Below are 16,255 nucleotides of genomic sequence, written 5' to 3'. Positions count from 1 at the left end.
ACTCCTTAACAACAGGCCAGTTCAAAATCGAGGCGTTCTGGCACGGTGCCATGCTCACTGTCCAGCGGCATAAAGCGGATCGCGAAACGGCTTTTATGTCCGGAAATTTGCGGGTAAAGCTGCTCGCCAAGAGAGAGATTCAAACGCAGAAGATCGGCGTCGTCGCCGTTATCCTGATAAAAACCGTTGAGACTGGTCTGCTTGCGGAACGGGGCAGAGTTACGCACAAGATCGAGGATCAGGGATAACGTTTGATTCATCGGCTCCAGACTGCCCATCCAGCTGTTCACCTGGCGATCGCGCTGTTCCTGCGGCATGTGCAGCCACATATGCAGCGTTGGAAGGTCAAAGCTACAGCAACCGCCCGGTATGCTCAGACGCTGACGCACCAGCGCAATCAGACGGTCCTCGCGTAAAAATTGTCCAACGCGCGGCGCGGCCATCAGCGTCGCGCTGCTGTTTTTTAGCTGCTGGCGTAAAGCGTCAATTCGACTTTTATCTACGCCCGGTACTTCGGCCCAGGCCTGTAATTTACGCTGCTGGCGCTCCAGCTCTTTCAACAGCTCAGTGCGGACATCGCCGCGTTCAATCACATCCAGCAGATCGCCCACGTTGCGGAAAAAATGCAGCGCGGTGGCGTGATCGTTGACGGGCAGATGTTGTGAAAGTTGTTGAATAAGAAATTCTATGCGTAGCCAGGTACGCATTTTTTCGTTAAGCGGATGCTCAAAAAGGATATGAGTCGACATTATGGTTTTTCCTGTGCAACGGCCTGCGCGGCGAAGGTCAGATACTGCGCGTGCAGACGAGCAACATCCGATGCAATGGCATCTGGTGCGCCGTTATTATCAATAACATCATCCGCAACGGCGAGGCGCGCTTCGCGCGTGGCCTGTGCGGCAAGAATTTGTTCAGCATGCTCGCGTGAAACATGGTCACGCGCCATGGTTCTCTGGATTTGCGTTTCGCGGGAAACGTCAATCACCAGCGTTCTGTCTGCTTTATTTTGAAGCTGATTTTCCACCAGTAACGGGATCACCCACAACACATAGGGCGAACTGGCTGCGGCAATCTGACGCTGAGTTTCCTGGTGGATAATGGGGTGGAGCAGGGCATTAAGCCAGGCTTTTTCCGCCGGATCGGAAAATATGCACTCACGCAACTGCCGACGATTCAGGGTGCCGTCAGCCTGTATCACACGGCGACCAAAATGCGCTTCGATGGCGTTTAAGGCGGGTGTATTGGGTTCTACCACCTGACGGGCAATGATATCGGCGTCGATAATCGTGATGCCGAGACGAGCAAACGCGTGCGCAACGGTGCTTTTACCACTACCGATGCCGCCGGTTAATGCGACGATATACCCCATTAAATCAGATCCTGGGAATTATTCAGTTTTAAAATCAGTTGCTTAAAATTCAAACTTACAACAGCCAATGTTTAGCTCTCTTTACCCGCTTTTTACCAGGTAAATTTATAGGATTGTAGCGTAAAAAAAGAGAATTTCGCAGTCTTGCGGAGCAGGTATTAGTGCGTATGATAGCGTCACTGGAGTTGTGCTTTTAATATATTTGCCTCTAACCCCAGGAATCCGCACATGCGTATCGAAGAAGATCTGAAGTTAGGTTTCAAAGACGTTCTTATCCGCCCTAAACGCTCTACACTGAAAAGTCGCTCAGACGTTGAACTCGAACGTCAATTCACCTTTAAGCATTCCGGTCAGACGTGGTCTGGCGTGCCGATTATCGCGGCCAATATGGACACCGTCGGGACCTTCGAGATGGCGACCGCGCTGGCGCAATTCGACATCCTTACTGCGGTACATAAACACTACAGCCCTGAGGAGTGGAATGCGTTTGTCGCCTCCGCCTCGGCTGACGTGGTGAAGCATGTGATGGTCTCGACCGGTACGTCTGATGCAGATTTTGAGAAAACCAAACAGATCCTGAACGCCAATCCGGCGCTGAATTTTGTCTGCATTGACGTGGCAAATGGTTATTCCGAGCATTTCGTCCAGTTCGTCAGCAAGGCGCGTGAAGCCTGGCCAACCAAAACCATCATCGCGGGCAACGTGGTGACCGGTGAAATGTGTGAAGAGCTGATCCTCTCCGGGGCCGACATTGTGAAAGTGGGCATTGGCCCGGGCTCCGTTTGCACCACGCGCGTGAAAACCGGTGTGGGTTATCCGCAGCTGTCTGCGGTAATTGAATGCGCTGACGCCGCGCACGGTCTGGGCGGCCAGATCATCAGCGACGGTGGCTGCACCATGCCAGGCGATGTGGCGAAAGCCTTCGGCGGCGGCGCGGACTTCGTGATGCTCGGCGGCATGCTGGCCGGCCACGAAGAGAGCGGCGGTACCGTGGTGGAAGAGAACGGTGAGAAATTCATGCTGTTCTACGGAATGAGCTCTGAATCTGCGATGACCCGTCACGTGGGTGGTGTCGCGAAATACCGTGCGGCGGAAGGTAAAACCGTGAAGCTGCCACTGCGCGGCCCGGTCGAAAACACGGCGCGCGATATCCTCGGCGGTCTGCGTTCTGCCTGCACCTACGTGGGGGCTTCCCGCCTGAAAGAGCTGACTAAACGCACGACGTTTATCCGCGTTCAGGAGCAGGAAAACCGCGTATTTAATAGCCTCTGACGGCTACGGCTGGCGCGCGTCCGTGCGCCAGCATTACCCCGCGCTCATTGCATCCCCCAGATGGAAAATTGGCAGATACATCGCCACCACCAGCGTGCCAATAATCAGACCTGTCACGACCAGTAGCAAAGGCTCAAGAAGCGCCGCCAGATTGTCTGCCTGCTGAAATGTCTGTTCCGTATGATGGCGGGCCAGATTCATCAGCATCACATCCAGTGAACCCGATACTTCTCCGGTGCGAATGAGCTGAATACACAGTGGCGTAAAAACAGAGGCCTTCTGGAAGGAGGACCACACGGGCATCCCCTGTTCGATATCGCTGCGTATCTCACGGAGTTTCTCCTGCCAGTAGCCACTCTCAACGGTCTCCTCCACACTCTCCACTCCTTGTAAAAAAGCAATTCCAGCCTGCTGGGTTAATGACAGCACGGTAAAAATTTGCCCCAGTTTTTGCCCACGCATCAGCGTGCCCATCACCGGTACGTGTAATAAGACATACTGCCAGCGCGGATGCCGCCGCAGCTTACAGGCGATGACAACCATTGCCACGAGCAGGGCCAAAAGGGTGAGCATATGCGCCTGAACCAGGGCCGCCAGCCCCATGACTGCCTGCGTGAGCAAAGGGAGCGGGGTGTTGAACGTTTTGTAGATTGCAGCAAACTCAGGCAACACCAGCGTGACCATCGCCAGCACCACGAAAACGGCCAGCGTCAGGATGATCAGCGGATAGCGCAGCGCTTTCTTCACCTTTACACTGAGCTGCTGCTGGGATTTTTGTTGCTGCGCAAGCTGACGGCAGCAGGCTTCGAGCTTACCCGTCAGCTCACCCGTCTTCACCATCGAGACATAAAGGGGGCTAAACACCTCTGGCCATTTCTTCATGGCCTCTGACAGGGCGCAACCTTCGCTCAGGTCATCAGCAAGACTGTGCAGCAGCGCCTGCCAGTGCTTCAAAGGATGCTGTTCCGCCAGCATGTGCAGGCTTTGGGACAGCGTGAGTCCGGCCTGTAGCAGCGTGACGAGCTGGCGAAAAATATCGTAGCAGTGTTGCACCTGCCATCGGTGTCGCTGCTGGCAGCGTTTTAGCGCCAGCGGGTGCAGCTGTTTAAGCACCAGAGCCGTGTAAGCTGCGTTACGGTCGATGGCCCAGAGGGTGCCGGTTTGCACCTCCCCCTCGGTGGTCAGGGCACGCCAGCGCCAGAGCGAATTAGCAGCCATCGGGCATTCCCAGGACGCGCAACAGCTCTTCGAGCGTGGTCAGCCCTTGCTCCACGGCCATGCAGCCGTGCTCAAACAAAGATGTCATTCCCGCCTGACGAGCGCTTGAACCAATCACCTCCGTGCTTGCTCCGCTGGCGATGGCCTGCCGCAGCGTGTCGTCGATGACGAGCACTTCAAAAATGGCTACGCGACCATAAAAACCGTGGTAGCAGCGTTCGCAACCGGTGGGTTGCCAGCGAGGAAGCGGCCGGGGCCACAGCGTGCGAGGTAATTCGGTGTGGCGGCTGGCTTCCTGTCGGCAGTACGGGCATAAACGACGCACCAGCCGCTGGGCAATCACCATCGAGAGCGCCGAAGAGATCATCCAGCGCGCGACGCCCATCTGTTGCAACCGTACCAGCGTTTCAGTCGTCGAATTAGTATGAAGGGTGGACAGCACCAGATGCCCGGTTTGCGCCGCCTTAATGGCAATTTCTGCCGTTTCGCCGTCACGAATTTCACCCACCATAATGATGTCAGGATCCTGCCTGAGCAGGGCACGCAGCACGCTCTGGAAGGTCAGCCCCGCGCGCGGATTAATCTGCGTCTGGTTTAAGCCTGCAAGCGGGATTTCAACGGGATCTTCCACGCTGCAAATATTAACGTCAGGGGTATTTCGCGCCTGTAACGCGCTGTACAGCGTCACCGTTTTCCCGCTACCGGTCGGGCCGGTGACCAGAATCAACCCCTGAGGGCTGTTAAGCGCCCCGGCAAAACGGGCCTGCTGGTCTGCACTCATCCCCAGCAGTTCAAGCTCCAGTGCCTGCTGCACCTGGTGAAGCAGACGAAGCACGATTTTTTCTCCACCGCTACAGGGAAGGGTTGCGATACGAAAAGAGACGGGGACGCTTGCCAGCTCCACCGTAAACTGACCGTCCTGCGGCAGGCGGCGCTCCGCAATATCCAGTTGGCCCAGCACCTTCAGGCGTGCGGCAAGAGTCGTACCGAGGGCGGCGGAAACCGGCGGTTGCGGGTAGAGAACACCGTCGATTCGCAAACGGATCTGGTAGCCGTGCTCCGTCGGTTCAATATGGATGTCAGAAGCCCGCTGGTTCACTGCCTGCTGCAACGTTGTACTGAGCACGTCAGCGGCTGAGTTTGGCACTATTCCCGGCAGGTGTGATGATGAGAGGGACTGAAGCCGTTTTTCCATCCGCTCGGCCGTCCAGCACTCGATATCAATACGCTTCTGTGTGGCGAAGCGTAACGCTTCCATCAGCTCAGAGGCAGGATTACCCACCACCGCAATGCTGATCATCTCGGTGTCGCTTGCGAGTAGCAGTGCGTGATGGCGCTGACAGAGCGTCATAAGCTGTTCGGTGTTCATTGTCCACTCCTGTCAGTTGTTGTCGAAGCGGAAAACATCTTCACAGGCTTGTCTGAGCGCCGTGTCGGACGCAATGTTGCAGGCACGCGTCCAGCCCGTCATACCGTTACCGTCGCTCCAGATCGGTGTCATGAGTACTTCAAGTCCGTTAAGACTCTCCTGTCCTGTTAACGATACGACCCCCTTCGCCACGCTCATCGCTGAAACGTAACGCGTGGTTGTCGGGGAGGGGATGCCATTGGTTCCTGCGTCGCAGCGATCCACACCACCACGATCCAGGGCGCAAAGCTCAATAGCGGTGCGGTAGGGGATGAACGTTTGCAGCATATCGGTGAGCGCTGCTTTTCGCAGGTAGTTCTGATAGGCCGGGATGCCAATCGCGCTCAGGATGGCAATAATGCCAATGACCACCATTAGCTCAATCAGGGTAAATCCTTGTTGTCTGTTCATATCTGCTCCTTACGTTAAGTGGCGCTACTGTGGCAGTGTCGGCGCGCAGAAACGAGGGGCAAAAGCGCGAACGTGAAAGGGCTTTCAGGGAAATGATTCAGTGTTGCAGAGAAGGACAGCGTAATTGCGAGCGGTTTCGTATTTCCCCTCTCCGGGCGGAGAGGGGAAGATCAGTTATTTGAAGCGCATCGAGAGGTCCAGGGCACGTACGTGCTTGGTCAGGGCGCCAACGGAGATATAATCGACGCCGGTTTCAGCAAATTCGCGGAGGGTGTCGAACGTCACGTTGCCGGACACCTCAAGCTGCGCCTGGCCGTTTGTGCGTTTGACCGCTTCACGCATCTGCTCCGTGTCGAAGTTATCGAGCATGATGATGTCAGCCCCCGCTTTAATGGCCTCGTCCAGCTCATCCAGCGTTTCCACTTCCACTTCGACCGGCACATCCGGATGCAGCCAGAAGGCTTTTTCCACGGCCTGACGTACCGAGCCAGAGGCAATAATGTGGTTCTCTTTGATCAGGAAGGCATCGGATAGCCCCAGACGATGGTTGGCGCCACCGCCGCAGAGCACGGCGTATTTCAGCGCGGTGCGCAGGCCCGGCAGGGTTTTACGGGTATCCAGCAGCTGCGTGCGGGTGCCTGCCAGCAGGTCAACGTAGCGGCGTACTTCACTGGCAACGCCAGAGAGCGTTTGCACAAAATTGAGCGCGGTGCGTTCACCGGTCAGCAAGACGCGGGACGGGCCGTCCAGCTCGAACAGTGGCTGATTTGCCGTGACCGCATCACCGTCCTCAACGTGCCATGTTACCTGCACCTCGTCGCCCGCCAGCTGGGTAAAGACCTCCTCAACCCAGCGTTTGCCGCAGAAAACCCCCGCTTCGCGGGTGATGACTACCGCGTGCGACCGTGTCTCTTTTGACAACAATTGGGCGGTAATATCGTTATCGGCGCTGACGTCACCGCCGAGGTCTTCTCTCAGGGCATGGGCAACGCTTGCCGGGATATCACTATTAATACGTTCCAGAAGCGCGTCACGTCGGTGGTCGGGGTTATAGCGGCGAGGCGGCATGATAAAACTCCAAATTGGTAACGAATCATAATATTGAAACATGCTACTCTGAACCGAGTAACAGCACCATAGATAAGGAGTTCCAGCATGTTGTTAGAAAACGGATGGCTGGTGGACGCGCGACATGTACCGTCGCCGCACCACGATTGCCGCCCGGAGGATGAAAAGCCCACACTGCTGGTGGTTCACAACATAAGTCTCCCGCCAGGTGAGTTTGGCGGTCCGTGGATCGACGCGTTATTCACAGGAACGATAGATCCCGATGCTCATCCTTACTTTGCTGAGATTGCGCATTTGCGCGTATCGGCGCACTGCCTGATCCGCCGTGATGGCGAAGTGGTTCAGTATGTTCCTTTTGATAAGCGAGTCTGGCATGCCGGCGTGTCGATGTATCAGGGGCGCGAGCGGTGCAATGATTTCTCCATTGGAATTGAACTGGAAGGAACGGACACCACGCCTTACACCGATGCGCAATATCAGAAACTGGTTGCTGTGACGCAAACTTTAGTGGGGCTTTATCCCGCCATTGCAGACAATATTACGGGGCACAGCGACATCGCCCCCGAAAGAAAAACCGACCCCGGCCCGGCGTTTGACTGGTCCCGGTTTCACGCCATGCTTACCACGTCGTCAGATAAGGAGATAACATGACGTTGTTTACCATGCTGCTGGTTATGATCGCCGAACGCCTGTTTAAGCTCGGCGAGCACTGGCATCTGGATCATCGGCTGGAAGTGTTATTCCGCCGGATCAGGCATTTTTCCATGCTACGCACGCTGCTTATGACGGCAGGTGTGATGGTGATTACGTTCCTGTTGCTACGCTCACTTTACGGCCTCTTTTTCAACGTGCCGCTGCTGGTGGTATGGATACTGCTGGGCGTGTTGTGTATTGGCGCGGGCAAGGTGCGTTTGCACTATCACGCGTATCTGAAAGCTGCTTCCCGGGATGATGTCCACGCGCGCGGCGCGATGGCGAGCGAGCTGACGATGATCCACGGCGTACCGCCGGACTGCGATGAACGCGAATTTCTGCGCGAGCTACAAAACGCGCTGCTGTGGATTAACTTCCGTTACTACCTGGCGCCGCTGTTCTGGTTTGTGGTGGGCGGTCCATGGGGACCAGTACTGCTGATGGGCTATGCTTTTCTGCGCGCCTGGCAGACCTGGCTTGCCCGCTACCTTACGCCGCATGAACGTCTCCAGTCCGGCATTGATGCCATTCTGCACGTGCTCGACTGGCTTCCGGTGCGACTGGTCGGCGTGGTCTATGCCCTCATCGGTCACGGTGAAAAGGCGTTGCCAGCGTGGTTTGCCTCCCTTGCAGACCGCCATACCGCGCAGTATCAGGTCTTAACCCGACTGGCTCAATTCTCGCTGGCTCGCGAGCCGCACACGAATAAAGTCGAAACGCCTAAAGCTGCCGTCTCGATGGCGAAAAAAACGTCGTTTGTGGTGGTGGTGATTGTGGCGTTGCTGACGATTTACGGCACGCTGGTCTGACCCAGCGCGCCGAAGCCGTTACAGCGTATCCGCAGGCGGGATGCCGAAATCAGGCATCCCGTTGTCGTCCCAGCGGACGAGCTTCAGGCGAGTGTGGCGATTCGGATCGTAAAGCGGATCGCCTTCAATTTCAGTGTAGTTTCGCGCGTGGTAGACCAGCACATCGTCGCCTTCCGGCGTCTGCGTAAAGCTGTTATGGCCTGGTCCATACTGACGGTTTTCGTAGCTGGTGACGAACACCGGGCGCGGGGATTTATGCCAGTTAGCCGGGTTTTGCGGATCGGCATCTACGTCTATCCACAGTAATCCCATGCAGTAATTCTCGTCGGTGGCGCTGGCGGAATAGCTGATAAATAGCTTATCGCCATGGAACAGCACCGCCGGGCCTTCGTTGACCCAGAATCCGCGGCACTCCCAGTCATATTCCGGTTTACTGAGCATCACCGGCTCGCCTTTCAGCGTCCACGGATTTTCCATTTCACACAGGTAAAGATTGGAGTTACCGGAAATGTCCGGGGCTTTTTGCGCCCACAGATACCAGCGTTTGCCCTGATGCACAAAGGTAGTGGCATCCAGCGCGAAGGTGTCAAACGGGGTTTTGATTTGCCCTTTTTCCACCCACGTACCGGTGAGCGGATCGCGATCTGCGCATTCAATGGCGAACATGCGATGCTGGAACATCCCGAGTTCGTCGAGCGCCTGGGTATGTGTGGCGGCAAAGTAGATGTACCACTTGCCGTCGATATGATGCAGTTCCGGTGCCCAGATCAGCTGGCTCATCGGGCCGGTGTCGGGCTTGCGCCAGACAACTACCTCTTCGGCATTGCCTAAATCTTCCAGCGAGTCCGCGCGGCGGATCGCCAGCCGGTCATACTCCGGCACGGAGGCGATAAAGTAATATTGTCCTTCGTGACGCAGGATATACGGGTCGGCGCGTTGTTCAATAAACGGGTTTGGCCAGGTTTGCATTCGGCTTTCCTTATTTAGTCTCAGCGGCTTTAAATTCCTGATAGTCGCTCAGTTCACGATAGTTGGTGCGACGCTTCTCCAGATCGGACTGGATTTGCTTCATGGTCTCACGGTCCACTTTCAGCAGACGTACAACGCCCGCGGTAATTAAATATCCAATGCCAGGAATGACGGTAAAGAGCAGCACAATGCCGTTGATGGCATCCGCGCTCTGCGCTTTTGCGCCCGCGTCATAACCGTACCAGGAGAGCAGGAAGCCAACCATCGCCCCGGCAATCGCCAGACCCAGCTTCAGGAAGAAAATGTTGCCGGAGAAGCTTATCCCGGTGATACGTTTCCCGGTTTTCCATTCACCGTAGTCGTCCACGTCGGCCATCAGTGACCAGTGCAGAGGGGATGGGATCTGGTGCAGGATATTCAGCAGGACGTAAAGCACAACAATGGTTGTCGTCGCTTTCGGGTCGAAGAAGTAGAAGGCGCAGGAGAAAATCGCCAGCGCGATGTTGGTCCAGAAGAAGACCTTCAGCTTGCACCAGCGGTCGGTCAGCACTTTCGCCAGCATACTGCCGAACATCATGCCGACAACGCCCAGGCTGATAAACAGCGTGGCGAAATGGGTGCTTTGCCCCATTACCCAGGTGACGTAATACATGGTGGCCGCCATGCGGATAAAGCCCGGGCAGACGTTGCAGAGCGTCAGAAGCAGAATGCGCACCCACTGGTCATTCTTCCACACATCCTTCAGGTCGTTTTTCAGTTCGTCGTGGGTTTGTACAGCCGGGCGAACGCGCTCGCGCACCGTGGCGAAGCAGAACAGGAACATGCAGGTACCAATCAGCGCCAGCACGGTCATCGCCATCTGGTAGCCTTTGGCTTTGTTATCCCCACCGAACCAGTCGGCCATTGGCAGGAGCGTAAGCGACAGCAGCAGCGTGGCGATACCGACCATAACAAAACGATAGGACTGGCAGGCTACGCGCTCTTTTGGGTCGTTGGTGATCACGCCACCGAGCGAGCAGTACGGAATGTTGATGGCGGTATAGGTCAGCGACAGCAGGAAGTAGGTGACAAATGCATAGATAACTTTGCTGTTATAGCTCCACTCTGGGGTGGTGAACATCAGGATGCTGAACAGCGCATAGGGGAAGGCAATCCACAGTAGCCATGGACGAAATCGGCCATATTTGCTGCGGGTACGGTCGGCAATCGCGCCCATGATTGGGTCCGTTACGGCGTCAATCACGCGAACGGACAGCAGCAGTACCCCAACCAGCGCAGGCGCCAGACCAAAAATATCCGTATAAAAATAGTTAACAAATAACATGATGGCGCCAAAGATAATGTTGCATCCGGCGTCACCCATGCCATAGCCGATCTTTTCTTTTACTGACAGTTTGTTGTTATCCATCGACAGATCTCCGGGTTTCGGTATGGAGAGAATTATTCGCTGGCAAACGGATATATGCGTTGCAATATAAGGGCGGTGATATGGAGGATTTTGCTGTTGGCGTGAATTTGTGAGGAAGGTAACAAGACGCTGTACCCGCAACCGCGGGTACAGCGAGAAAACACTTAGTGCGCTTTCACCGTTTTGGCGTTTTTCTGTTTCACCATATAGCCCACGCCGAGGATCGCAATCCACACCGGGATGAGGTAGACGGAAATCGCCATGCCTGGCGTGATGAGCATGATGACCAGCACGGCCGCCATGAACAGCAGGCAAACCCAGTTCCCCAGCGGATAGAGCAGGGCAGGGAAGCGCGTGGTTACGCCCTGCTGCTGCTTGGCGCGGCGGAACTTGATGTGCGCGAGGCTAATCATCGCCCAGTTGATCACCAGCGCGGAAACCACCAACGCCATCAGCAGGCCGAAGGCCGATTCCGGTGCCAGGTAGTTAATCAGAACGCAAAGCGCCGTCACGACCGCCGACACGATAATGGTGTTAACCGGTACGCCACGTTTATCAACGGTAAGCAGCGCTTTCGGTGCGTTGCCCTGTTGCGCCAGGCCGAACAGCATACGGCTGTTGCAGTAAACGCAGCTGTTATAAACAGAGAGCGCGGCGGTCAGCACTACGACGTTAAGCGCGTTCGCCACGAAGGTGTCGCCCAGCTCGTGGAAGATCAGCACAAACGGGCTGGTATCCGCCGTGACGCGTGTCCATGGCAGCAGGGAGAGCAGGACCGCCAGGGAGCCCACGTAGAAGATCAGAATACGGTAGATAACCTGATTTGTGGCTTTCGGGATGCTCTGCTCCGGGTTGTCGGCTTCCGCGGCGGTGATGCCCACCAGCTCCAGACCGCCGAAGGAGAACATAATGATCGCCATCATCATTACCAGGCCGGTCATGCCGTGCGGCAGGAACCCGCCCTGTTCCCAGAGGTTGCGTACGGTTGCCTGCGGGCCACCGTTGCCGCTGAAGAGCAACCAGCCGCCAAAAATGATCATCGCTACAACGGCAATTACTTTGATAATGGCGAACCAGAACTCCATTTCCCCAAACACTTTCACGTTGGTCAGGTTAATGGCGTTGATCAGCACGAAGAAGACTGCCGCAGACGCCCAGGTGGGGATCTCCGGGTACCAGAATTGAATGTATTTACCGACGGCGGTGAGTTCCGCCATAGCAACCAGCACGTAAAGAACCCAGTAGTTCCATCCGGAGGCGAAGCCCGCAAAGCTGCCCCAGTATTTGTAGGCAAAGTGGCTAAAAGAGCCTGCAACCGGCTCCTCAACGACCATTTCCCCTAACTGGCGCATAATCAAAAACGCAATGAAACCTGCAATTGCGTAACCCAGAATGATGCCCGGACCGGCCGACTGGATAACGGACGCACTGCCCAGAAACAGGCCAGTACCAATAGCACCGCCCAGGGCAATGAGCTGAATATGGCGGTTTTTAAGGCCGCGCTTTAGCTGATCGCCATGCTGTTGAGCTTCCATTTGAAACCTCGTGTGTGGTTGTTATGTTCACGCTGTGCGTGTGTAATTATGAAAGTCCATATTCTGTATTTATTTCTTTACGGTTAACGATACCGAAAAAAGCGGAGATGGCTTCCGTTAGCGCCAGAATAGTGGTAAGTGCCAGCGAATGCACCTGCTTTATGAAGGGATGATGACGACTTGAATAAAAAGAAACCAATTGTAAATCGGTACGTTAACCCCTCATACCCCAACCTATAGAATAGAAATGCGTCATAAGTGGACGAATTTTCATATTTTGCCTTGTTGAATCGCTTCAGATTGCAAAATCCCTCGTTTAAATATGGTTAAAACTGCCCCTTTGGGAGTAATCATTTCATTTGTGCAAAGTTACATTCCTGAAACGTTAGTTCTGTAAGGTTGTTAAAATGTGCCGGGTTTCCTGATTTCAATCAAAACCAATATGGACAGAAGGTGAATACTTTGTTACTTTAGCGATACGAACATGAAATTGGTAAGACCAATTGACTCCGGGCAAAAAGGCGTAAGACAGGGAATATGGCCTACAGCAAAATTCGCCAACCAAAACTTTCCGATGTGATTGAGCAGCAGCTGGAGTTTTTGATTCTCGAAGGGACACTGCGCCCGGGCGAGAAACTCCCGCCAGAACGCGAGCTGGCAAAACAGTTCGACGTTTCACGCCCCTCTCTGCGTGAGGCGATTCAACGTCTCGAAGCAAAGGGCCTGTTGCTCCGTCGTCAGGGTGGCGGAACCTTTGTGCAAAACAGCCTGTGGCAGAGCTTCAGCGACCCGCTGGTAGAACTTCTCTCTGACCACCCAGAATCCCAGTTTGATCTGCTTGAGACCCGTCACGCGCTGGAAGGTATCGCGGCCTATTACGCCGCCCTTCGCAGCACTGATGAAGACCGCGTACGTATTCGCGAGCTGCATCAGGCCATTGAACGGGCACAGCAGTCCGGCGACTTAGACGCCGAATCCAGCGCCGTTGTCCAGTATCAAATTGCCGTCACCGAAGCAGCGCACAACGTGGTGCTCCTCCATCTGCTACGCTGCATGGAGCCCATGCTGGCCCAGAACGTTCGTCAGAATTTTGAATTGTTGTATGCCCGTCGGGAGATGCTCCCGCTGGTAAGCAACCATCGCACCCGAGTATTCGAGGCGATAATGGCCGGGGAACCGGAGCAGGCGCGTGAAGCGTCGCACCGCCATCTGGCTTTCATTGAGGAAATCTTGCTGGACCGCAGCCGTGAACAATCGCGTCGCGAGCGTTCATTGCGCCGCATACAGCAACGAAAGGATTAAGCGCCAGGTACTTTTAGAGCGCGGCAACTAAACGCAGAACCTGTCTTATTGTGTTCTTAACCGAGAGCACAATGGGACAGGTTCCAGACAAATCAACGTATTAGATAGATAAGGAATACCCCCATGTCAGAACGTCTCCAAAATGACGTGGATCCGATCGAAACTCGCGACTGGCTACAGGCGATCGAATCGGTCATCCGTGAAGAAGGTGTTGAGCGTGCTCAGTATCTGATTGATCAGCTGCTTTCAGAAGCGCGCAAAGGCGGCGTGAAAGTGGCTTCAGGTGCAGGGGCTAGCAACTACGTAAACACGATTGCCGTCGAAGACGAACCGGAATACCCGGGCAATCTGGATCTGGAACGCCGTATCCGTTCTGCTATCCGCTGGAACGCTATCATGACCGTTCTGCGCGCATCCAAGAAAGATCTGGAACTGGGTGGCCACATGGCGTCCTTCCAGTCCTCTGCGACCGTTTACGAAGTGTGCTTCAACCACTTCTTCCGTGCAGCCAACGAGAAAGACGGCGGCGATCTGGTGTACTTCCAGGGCCACATCTCTCCGGGCATCTATGCACGTGCCTTCCTGGAAGGTCGTCTGACTGAAGAGCAGATGAACAACTTCCGTCAGGAAGTTCACGGTAAGGGTCTGTCTTCTTATCCGCACCCTAAACTGATGCCTGAGTTCTGGCAGTTCCCGACCGTATCTATGGGTCTGGGTCCAATTGGTGCAATCTATCAGGCTAAATTCCTGAAGTACCTGGAACACCGTGGTCTGAAAGACACCTCTGAGCAGACCGTTTACGCCTTCCTGGGCGACGGTGAAATGGATGAGCCAGAATCTAAAGGCGCGATCACCATCGCGACCCGTGAGAAGCTGGACAACCTGTGCTTCATCATCAACTGTAACCTGCAACGTCTGGATGGTCCGGTAACCGGTAACGGCAAGATCATTAACGAACTGGAAGGCATCTTCGCGGGTGCAGGCTGGAACGTGATCAAAGTCATGTGGGGCGGACGTTGGGATGAGCTGCTGCGTAAAGACACCAGCGGTAAACTGATCCAGCTGATGAACGAAACCGTTGACGGCGACTACCAGACCTTCAAATCCAAAGACGGTGCCTACGTTCGTGAGCACTTCTTCGGCAAATATCCTGAAACCGCAGCCCTGGTTGCAGACTGGACTGACGAGCAGATCTGGGCGCTGAACCGCGGTGGTCACGATCCGAAGAAAGTTTACGCTGCACTGAAAAAAGCGCAGGAAACCAAAGGTAAAGCGACTGTGATCCTGGCCCACACCATCAAAGGTTACGGCATGGGTGATACCGCAGAAGGTAAAAACATCGCTCACCAGGTTAAGAAAATGAACATGGACGGCGTGCGTTATATCCGCGACCGTTTCAACGTTCCAGTGACCGATGAGCAGGTAGAAAACCTGTCTTACATCACCTTCCCGGAAGGGTCTGAAGAGCACAAGTACCTGCACGAACGTCGTCAGGCGCTGAAAGGCTACCTGCCTGCTCGTCAGCCTAACTTCACCGAGAAGCTGGAACTGCCAGCCCTGGAAGACTTCTCTCAGCTGCTGGAAGAGCAGAACAAAGAGATCTCTACCACTATCGCTTTCGTTCGTGCCCTGAACGTGATGCTGAAGAACAAGTCAATCAAAGATCGTCTGGTTCCAATCATCGCCGACGAAGCGCGTACTTTCGGTATGGAAGGTCTGTTCCGTCAGATCGGTATCTACAGCCCGAACGGCCAGCAGTACACCCCGCAGGACCGTGAGCAGGTTGCATACTACAAAGAAGACGAGAAAGGTCAGATCCTGCAGGAAGGTATCAACGAGCTGGGCGCAGGCGCATCCTGGCTGGCTGCTGCGACCTCTTACAGCACCAACAACCTGCCGATGATCCCGTTCTACATCTACTACTCCATGTTCGGGTTCCAGCGTATCGGTGATCTGTGCTGGCAGGCAGGCGACCAGCAGGCTCGCGGCTTCCTGATCGGTGGTACTTCTGGTCGTACGACCCTGAACGGTGAAGGTCTGCAGCACGAAGATGGTCACAGCCACATTCAGTCTCTGACTATCCCTAACTGTATCTCTTACGACCCGTCTTACGCGTACGAAGTGGCAGTCATCATGCATGACGGTCTGCAGCGCATGTACGGTGAAGCGCAAGAGAACGTTTACTACTACATCACCACCCTGAACGAAAACTACCACATGCCGGCAATGCCAGCAGGTGCCGAGGAAGGTATCCGTAAAGGTATCTACAAACTCGAAACCATCGAAGGTAGCAAAGGTAAAGTTCAGCTGCTGGGCTCCGGTTCTATCCTGCGTCACGTTCGTGAAGCAGCGCAGATCCTGGCGAAAGACTACGGTGTGGGTTCCGATGTGTACTCTGTGACCTCCTTCACTGAACTGGCGCGTGATGGCCAGGATTGTGAGCGCTGGAACATGCTGCACCCAATGGAAACCCCACGCGTTCCGTACATCGCTCAGGTGATGAACGACGCGCCAGCGGTGGCGTCTACTGACTATATGAAACTGTTCGCTGAGCAGGTTCGTACTTACGTTCCAGCTGATGATTATCGCGTACTGGGTACTGACGGCTTCGGTCGTTCTGACAGCCGCGAAAACCTGCGTCACCACTTCGAAGTTGATGCTTCCTACGTGGTTGTAGCAGCACTGGGCGAACTGGCTAAACGTGGCGAAATCGATAAGAAAGTGGTTGCAGACGCAATCACCAAATTCAACATCGATGCAGATAAAGTTAACCCGCGTCTGGCGTAAGAGGTA

At 55.0% G+C, this 16,255-nt stretch carries 14 protein-coding genes; 5 read left to right on the top strand and 9 right to left on the bottom strand.

The window, feature by feature from the left end:
* Positions 1–5: 5 nt before the first annotated feature.
* Positions 6–749, bottom strand: coding sequence for a cell division protein ZapD (zapD, locus tag ACOTX2_RS14325; RefSeq protein ID WP_022647052.1), 744 nt, complete (start codon positions 747–749; stop codon positions 6–8).
* Positions 749–1,369 carry a dephospho-CoA kinase gene (coaE, locus tag ACOTX2_RS14320; protein ID WP_022647053.1) on the bottom strand — a complete coding sequence of 207 codons (621 nt, stop codon included), beginning with the start codon at positions 1,367–1,369 and terminating at the stop codon, positions 749–751. The genes zapD and coaE overlap by 1 nt, the downstream gene beginning before the upstream one ends.
* 228 nt (positions 1,370–1,597) lie before the next feature.
* Here coaE and ACOTX2_RS14315 point away from each other — a divergent pair, with 228 nt between their 5' ends.
* Complete coding sequence (locus tag ACOTX2_RS14315) at positions 1,598–2,641, top strand: GMP reductase (RefSeq protein WP_022647054.1); 1,044 nt, start codon at positions 1,598–1,600, stop codon at positions 2,639–2,641.
* Positions 2,642–2,674: 33 nt separating this feature from the next.
* On the opposite strand, the gene hofC is transcribed toward ACOTX2_RS14315, so the two are convergent.
* The 4 genes from hofC to nadC form a co-directional block, all read right to left on the bottom strand.
* A complete protein-coding gene (gene hofC / locus ACOTX2_RS14310; protein ID WP_063148362.1) occupies positions 2,675–3,859 on the bottom strand; it encodes a protein transport protein HofC in 1,185 nt (394 codons plus the stop codon).
* Positions 3,849–5,228 carry a type II secretion system protein GspE gene (gene gspE, locus ACOTX2_RS14305; protein ID WP_022647056.1) on the bottom strand — a complete coding sequence of 460 codons (1,380 nt, stop codon included), beginning with the start codon at positions 5,226–5,228 and terminating at the stop codon, positions 3,849–3,851. The genes hofC and gspE overlap by 11 nt, the downstream gene beginning before the upstream one ends.
* A gap of 12 nt (positions 5,229–5,240) precedes the next feature.
* Positions 5,241–5,678, bottom strand: coding sequence for a prepilin peptidase-dependent pilin (gene ppdD, locus ACOTX2_RS14300; protein ID WP_023299332.1), 438 nt, complete (start codon positions 5,676–5,678; stop codon positions 5,241–5,243).
* A gap of 174 nt (positions 5,679–5,852) precedes the next feature.
* Complete coding sequence (gene nadC / locus ACOTX2_RS14295) at positions 5,853–6,746, bottom strand: carboxylating nicotinate-nucleotide diphosphorylase (protein ID WP_063148363.1); 894 nt, start codon at positions 6,744–6,746, stop codon at positions 5,853–5,855.
* An 87-nt stretch (positions 6,747–6,833) separates the two neighbouring features.
* On the opposite strand from nadC, the gene ampD reads away from it, so the two are divergent.
* Entirely contained in the window at positions 6,834–7,397 is a 564-nt protein-coding gene (gene ampD / locus ACOTX2_RS14290) for a 1,6-anhydro-N-acetylmuramyl-L-alanine amidase AmpD (RefSeq protein WP_421625929.1), read from the top strand.
* Positions 7,394–8,248 carry a beta-lactamase regulator AmpE gene (ampE, locus tag ACOTX2_RS14285; RefSeq protein WP_023299333.1) on the top strand — a complete coding sequence of 285 codons (855 nt, stop codon included), beginning with the start codon at positions 7,394–7,396 and terminating at the stop codon, positions 8,246–8,248. The genes ampD and ampE overlap by 4 nt, the downstream gene beginning before the upstream one ends.
* A gap of 18 nt (positions 8,249–8,266) precedes the next feature.
* Here ampE and ACOTX2_RS14280 read toward each other — a convergent pair whose 3' ends face one another.
* From ACOTX2_RS14280 to aroP, 3 genes are all read right to left on the bottom strand, one after another.
* Positions 8,267–9,217, bottom strand: coding sequence for a family 43 glycosylhydrolase (locus tag ACOTX2_RS14280; protein WP_063148365.1), 951 nt, complete (start codon positions 9,215–9,217; stop codon positions 8,267–8,269).
* Between the two features lie 10 nt (positions 9,218–9,227).
* Positions 9,228–10,625, bottom strand: a complete 1,398-nt coding sequence (locus ACOTX2_RS14275) for a glycoside-pentoside-hexuronide (GPH):cation symporter (protein WP_022647062.1) — start codon at positions 10,623–10,625, stop codon at positions 9,228–9,230.
* 164 nt (positions 10,626–10,789) lie between these two features.
* Positions 10,790–12,160, bottom strand: coding sequence for an aromatic amino acid transporter AroP (aroP, locus tag ACOTX2_RS14270; RefSeq protein ID WP_023299335.1), 1,371 nt, complete (start codon positions 12,158–12,160; stop codon positions 10,790–10,792).
* Between the two features lie 537 nt (positions 12,161–12,697).
* Here aroP and pdhR point away from each other — a divergent pair.
* Together pdhR and aceE are read left to right on the top strand one after the other, a co-directional pair.
* Positions 12,698–13,462 carry a pyruvate dehydrogenase complex transcriptional repressor PdhR gene (gene pdhR, locus ACOTX2_RS14265; protein WP_006173806.1) on the top strand — a complete coding sequence of 255 codons (765 nt, stop codon included), beginning with the start codon at positions 12,698–12,700 and terminating at the stop codon, positions 13,460–13,462.
* A 123-nt stretch (positions 13,463–13,585) separates the two neighbouring features.
* Positions 13,586–16,249 carry a pyruvate dehydrogenase (acetyl-transferring), homodimeric type gene (gene aceE, locus ACOTX2_RS14260; RefSeq protein ID WP_022647064.1) on the top strand — a complete coding sequence of 888 codons (2,664 nt, stop codon included), beginning with the start codon at positions 13,586–13,588 and terminating at the stop codon, positions 16,247–16,249.
* Positions 16,250–16,255: the final 6 nt, after the last annotated feature.

The organism is Enterobacter cloacae complex sp. IR5412, from assembly GCF_049237385.1.
Taxonomy (GTDB): Bacteria; Pseudomonadota; Gammaproteobacteria; order Enterobacterales; family Enterobacteriaceae; genus Enterobacter; species Enterobacter intestinihominis.
This window is presented reverse-complemented; position numbering and strand designations above follow the sequence as displayed.

Excerpts from the sequence above, each read along its gene's own strand:
- zapD (WP_022647052.1), bottom strand. The coding sequence starts at position 749 with ATGTCGACTCATATCCTTTTTGAGCATCCGCTTAACGAAAAAATGCGT.
- coaE (WP_022647053.1), bottom strand. The coding sequence starts at position 1,369 with ATGGGGTATATCGTCGCATTAACCGGCGGCATCGGTAGTGGTAAAAGC.
- ACOTX2_RS14315 (WP_022647054.1), top strand. The coding sequence starts at position 1,598 with ATGCGTATCGAAGAAGATCTGAAGTTAGGTTTCAAAGACGTTCTTATC.
- hofC (WP_063148362.1), bottom strand. The coding sequence starts at position 3,859 with ATGGCTGCTAATTCGCTCTGGCGCTGGCGTGCCCTGACCACCGAGGGG.
- gspE (WP_022647056.1), bottom strand. The coding sequence starts at position 5,228 with ATGAACACCGAACAGCTTATGACGCTCTGTCAGCGCCATCACGCACTG.
- ppdD (WP_023299332.1), bottom strand. The coding sequence starts at position 5,678 with ATGAACAGACAACAAGGATTTACCCTGATTGAGCTAATGGTGGTCATT.
- nadC (WP_063148363.1), bottom strand. The coding sequence starts at position 6,746 with ATGCCGCCTCGCCGCTATAACCCCGACCACCGACGTGACGCGCTTCTG.
- ampD (WP_421625929.1), top strand. The coding sequence starts at position 6,834 with ATGTTGTTAGAAAACGGATGGCTGGTGGACGCGCGACATGTACCGTCG.
- ampE (WP_023299333.1), top strand. The coding sequence starts at position 7,394 with ATGACGTTGTTTACCATGCTGCTGGTTATGATCGCCGAACGCCTGTTT.
- ACOTX2_RS14280 (WP_063148365.1), bottom strand. The coding sequence starts at position 9,217 with ATGCAAACCTGGCCAAACCCGTTTATTGAACAACGCGCCGACCCGTAT.
- ACOTX2_RS14275 (WP_022647062.1), bottom strand. The coding sequence starts at position 10,625 with ATGGATAACAACAAACTGTCAGTAAAAGAAAAGATCGGCTATGGCATG.
- aroP (WP_023299335.1), bottom strand. The coding sequence starts at position 12,160 with ATGGAAGCTCAACAGCATGGCGATCAGCTAAAGCGCGGCCTTAAAAAC.
- pdhR (WP_006173806.1), top strand. The coding sequence starts at position 12,698 with ATGGCCTACAGCAAAATTCGCCAACCAAAACTTTCCGATGTGATTGAG.
- aceE (WP_022647064.1), top strand. The coding sequence starts at position 13,586 with ATGTCAGAACGTCTCCAAAATGACGTGGATCCGATCGAAACTCGCGAC.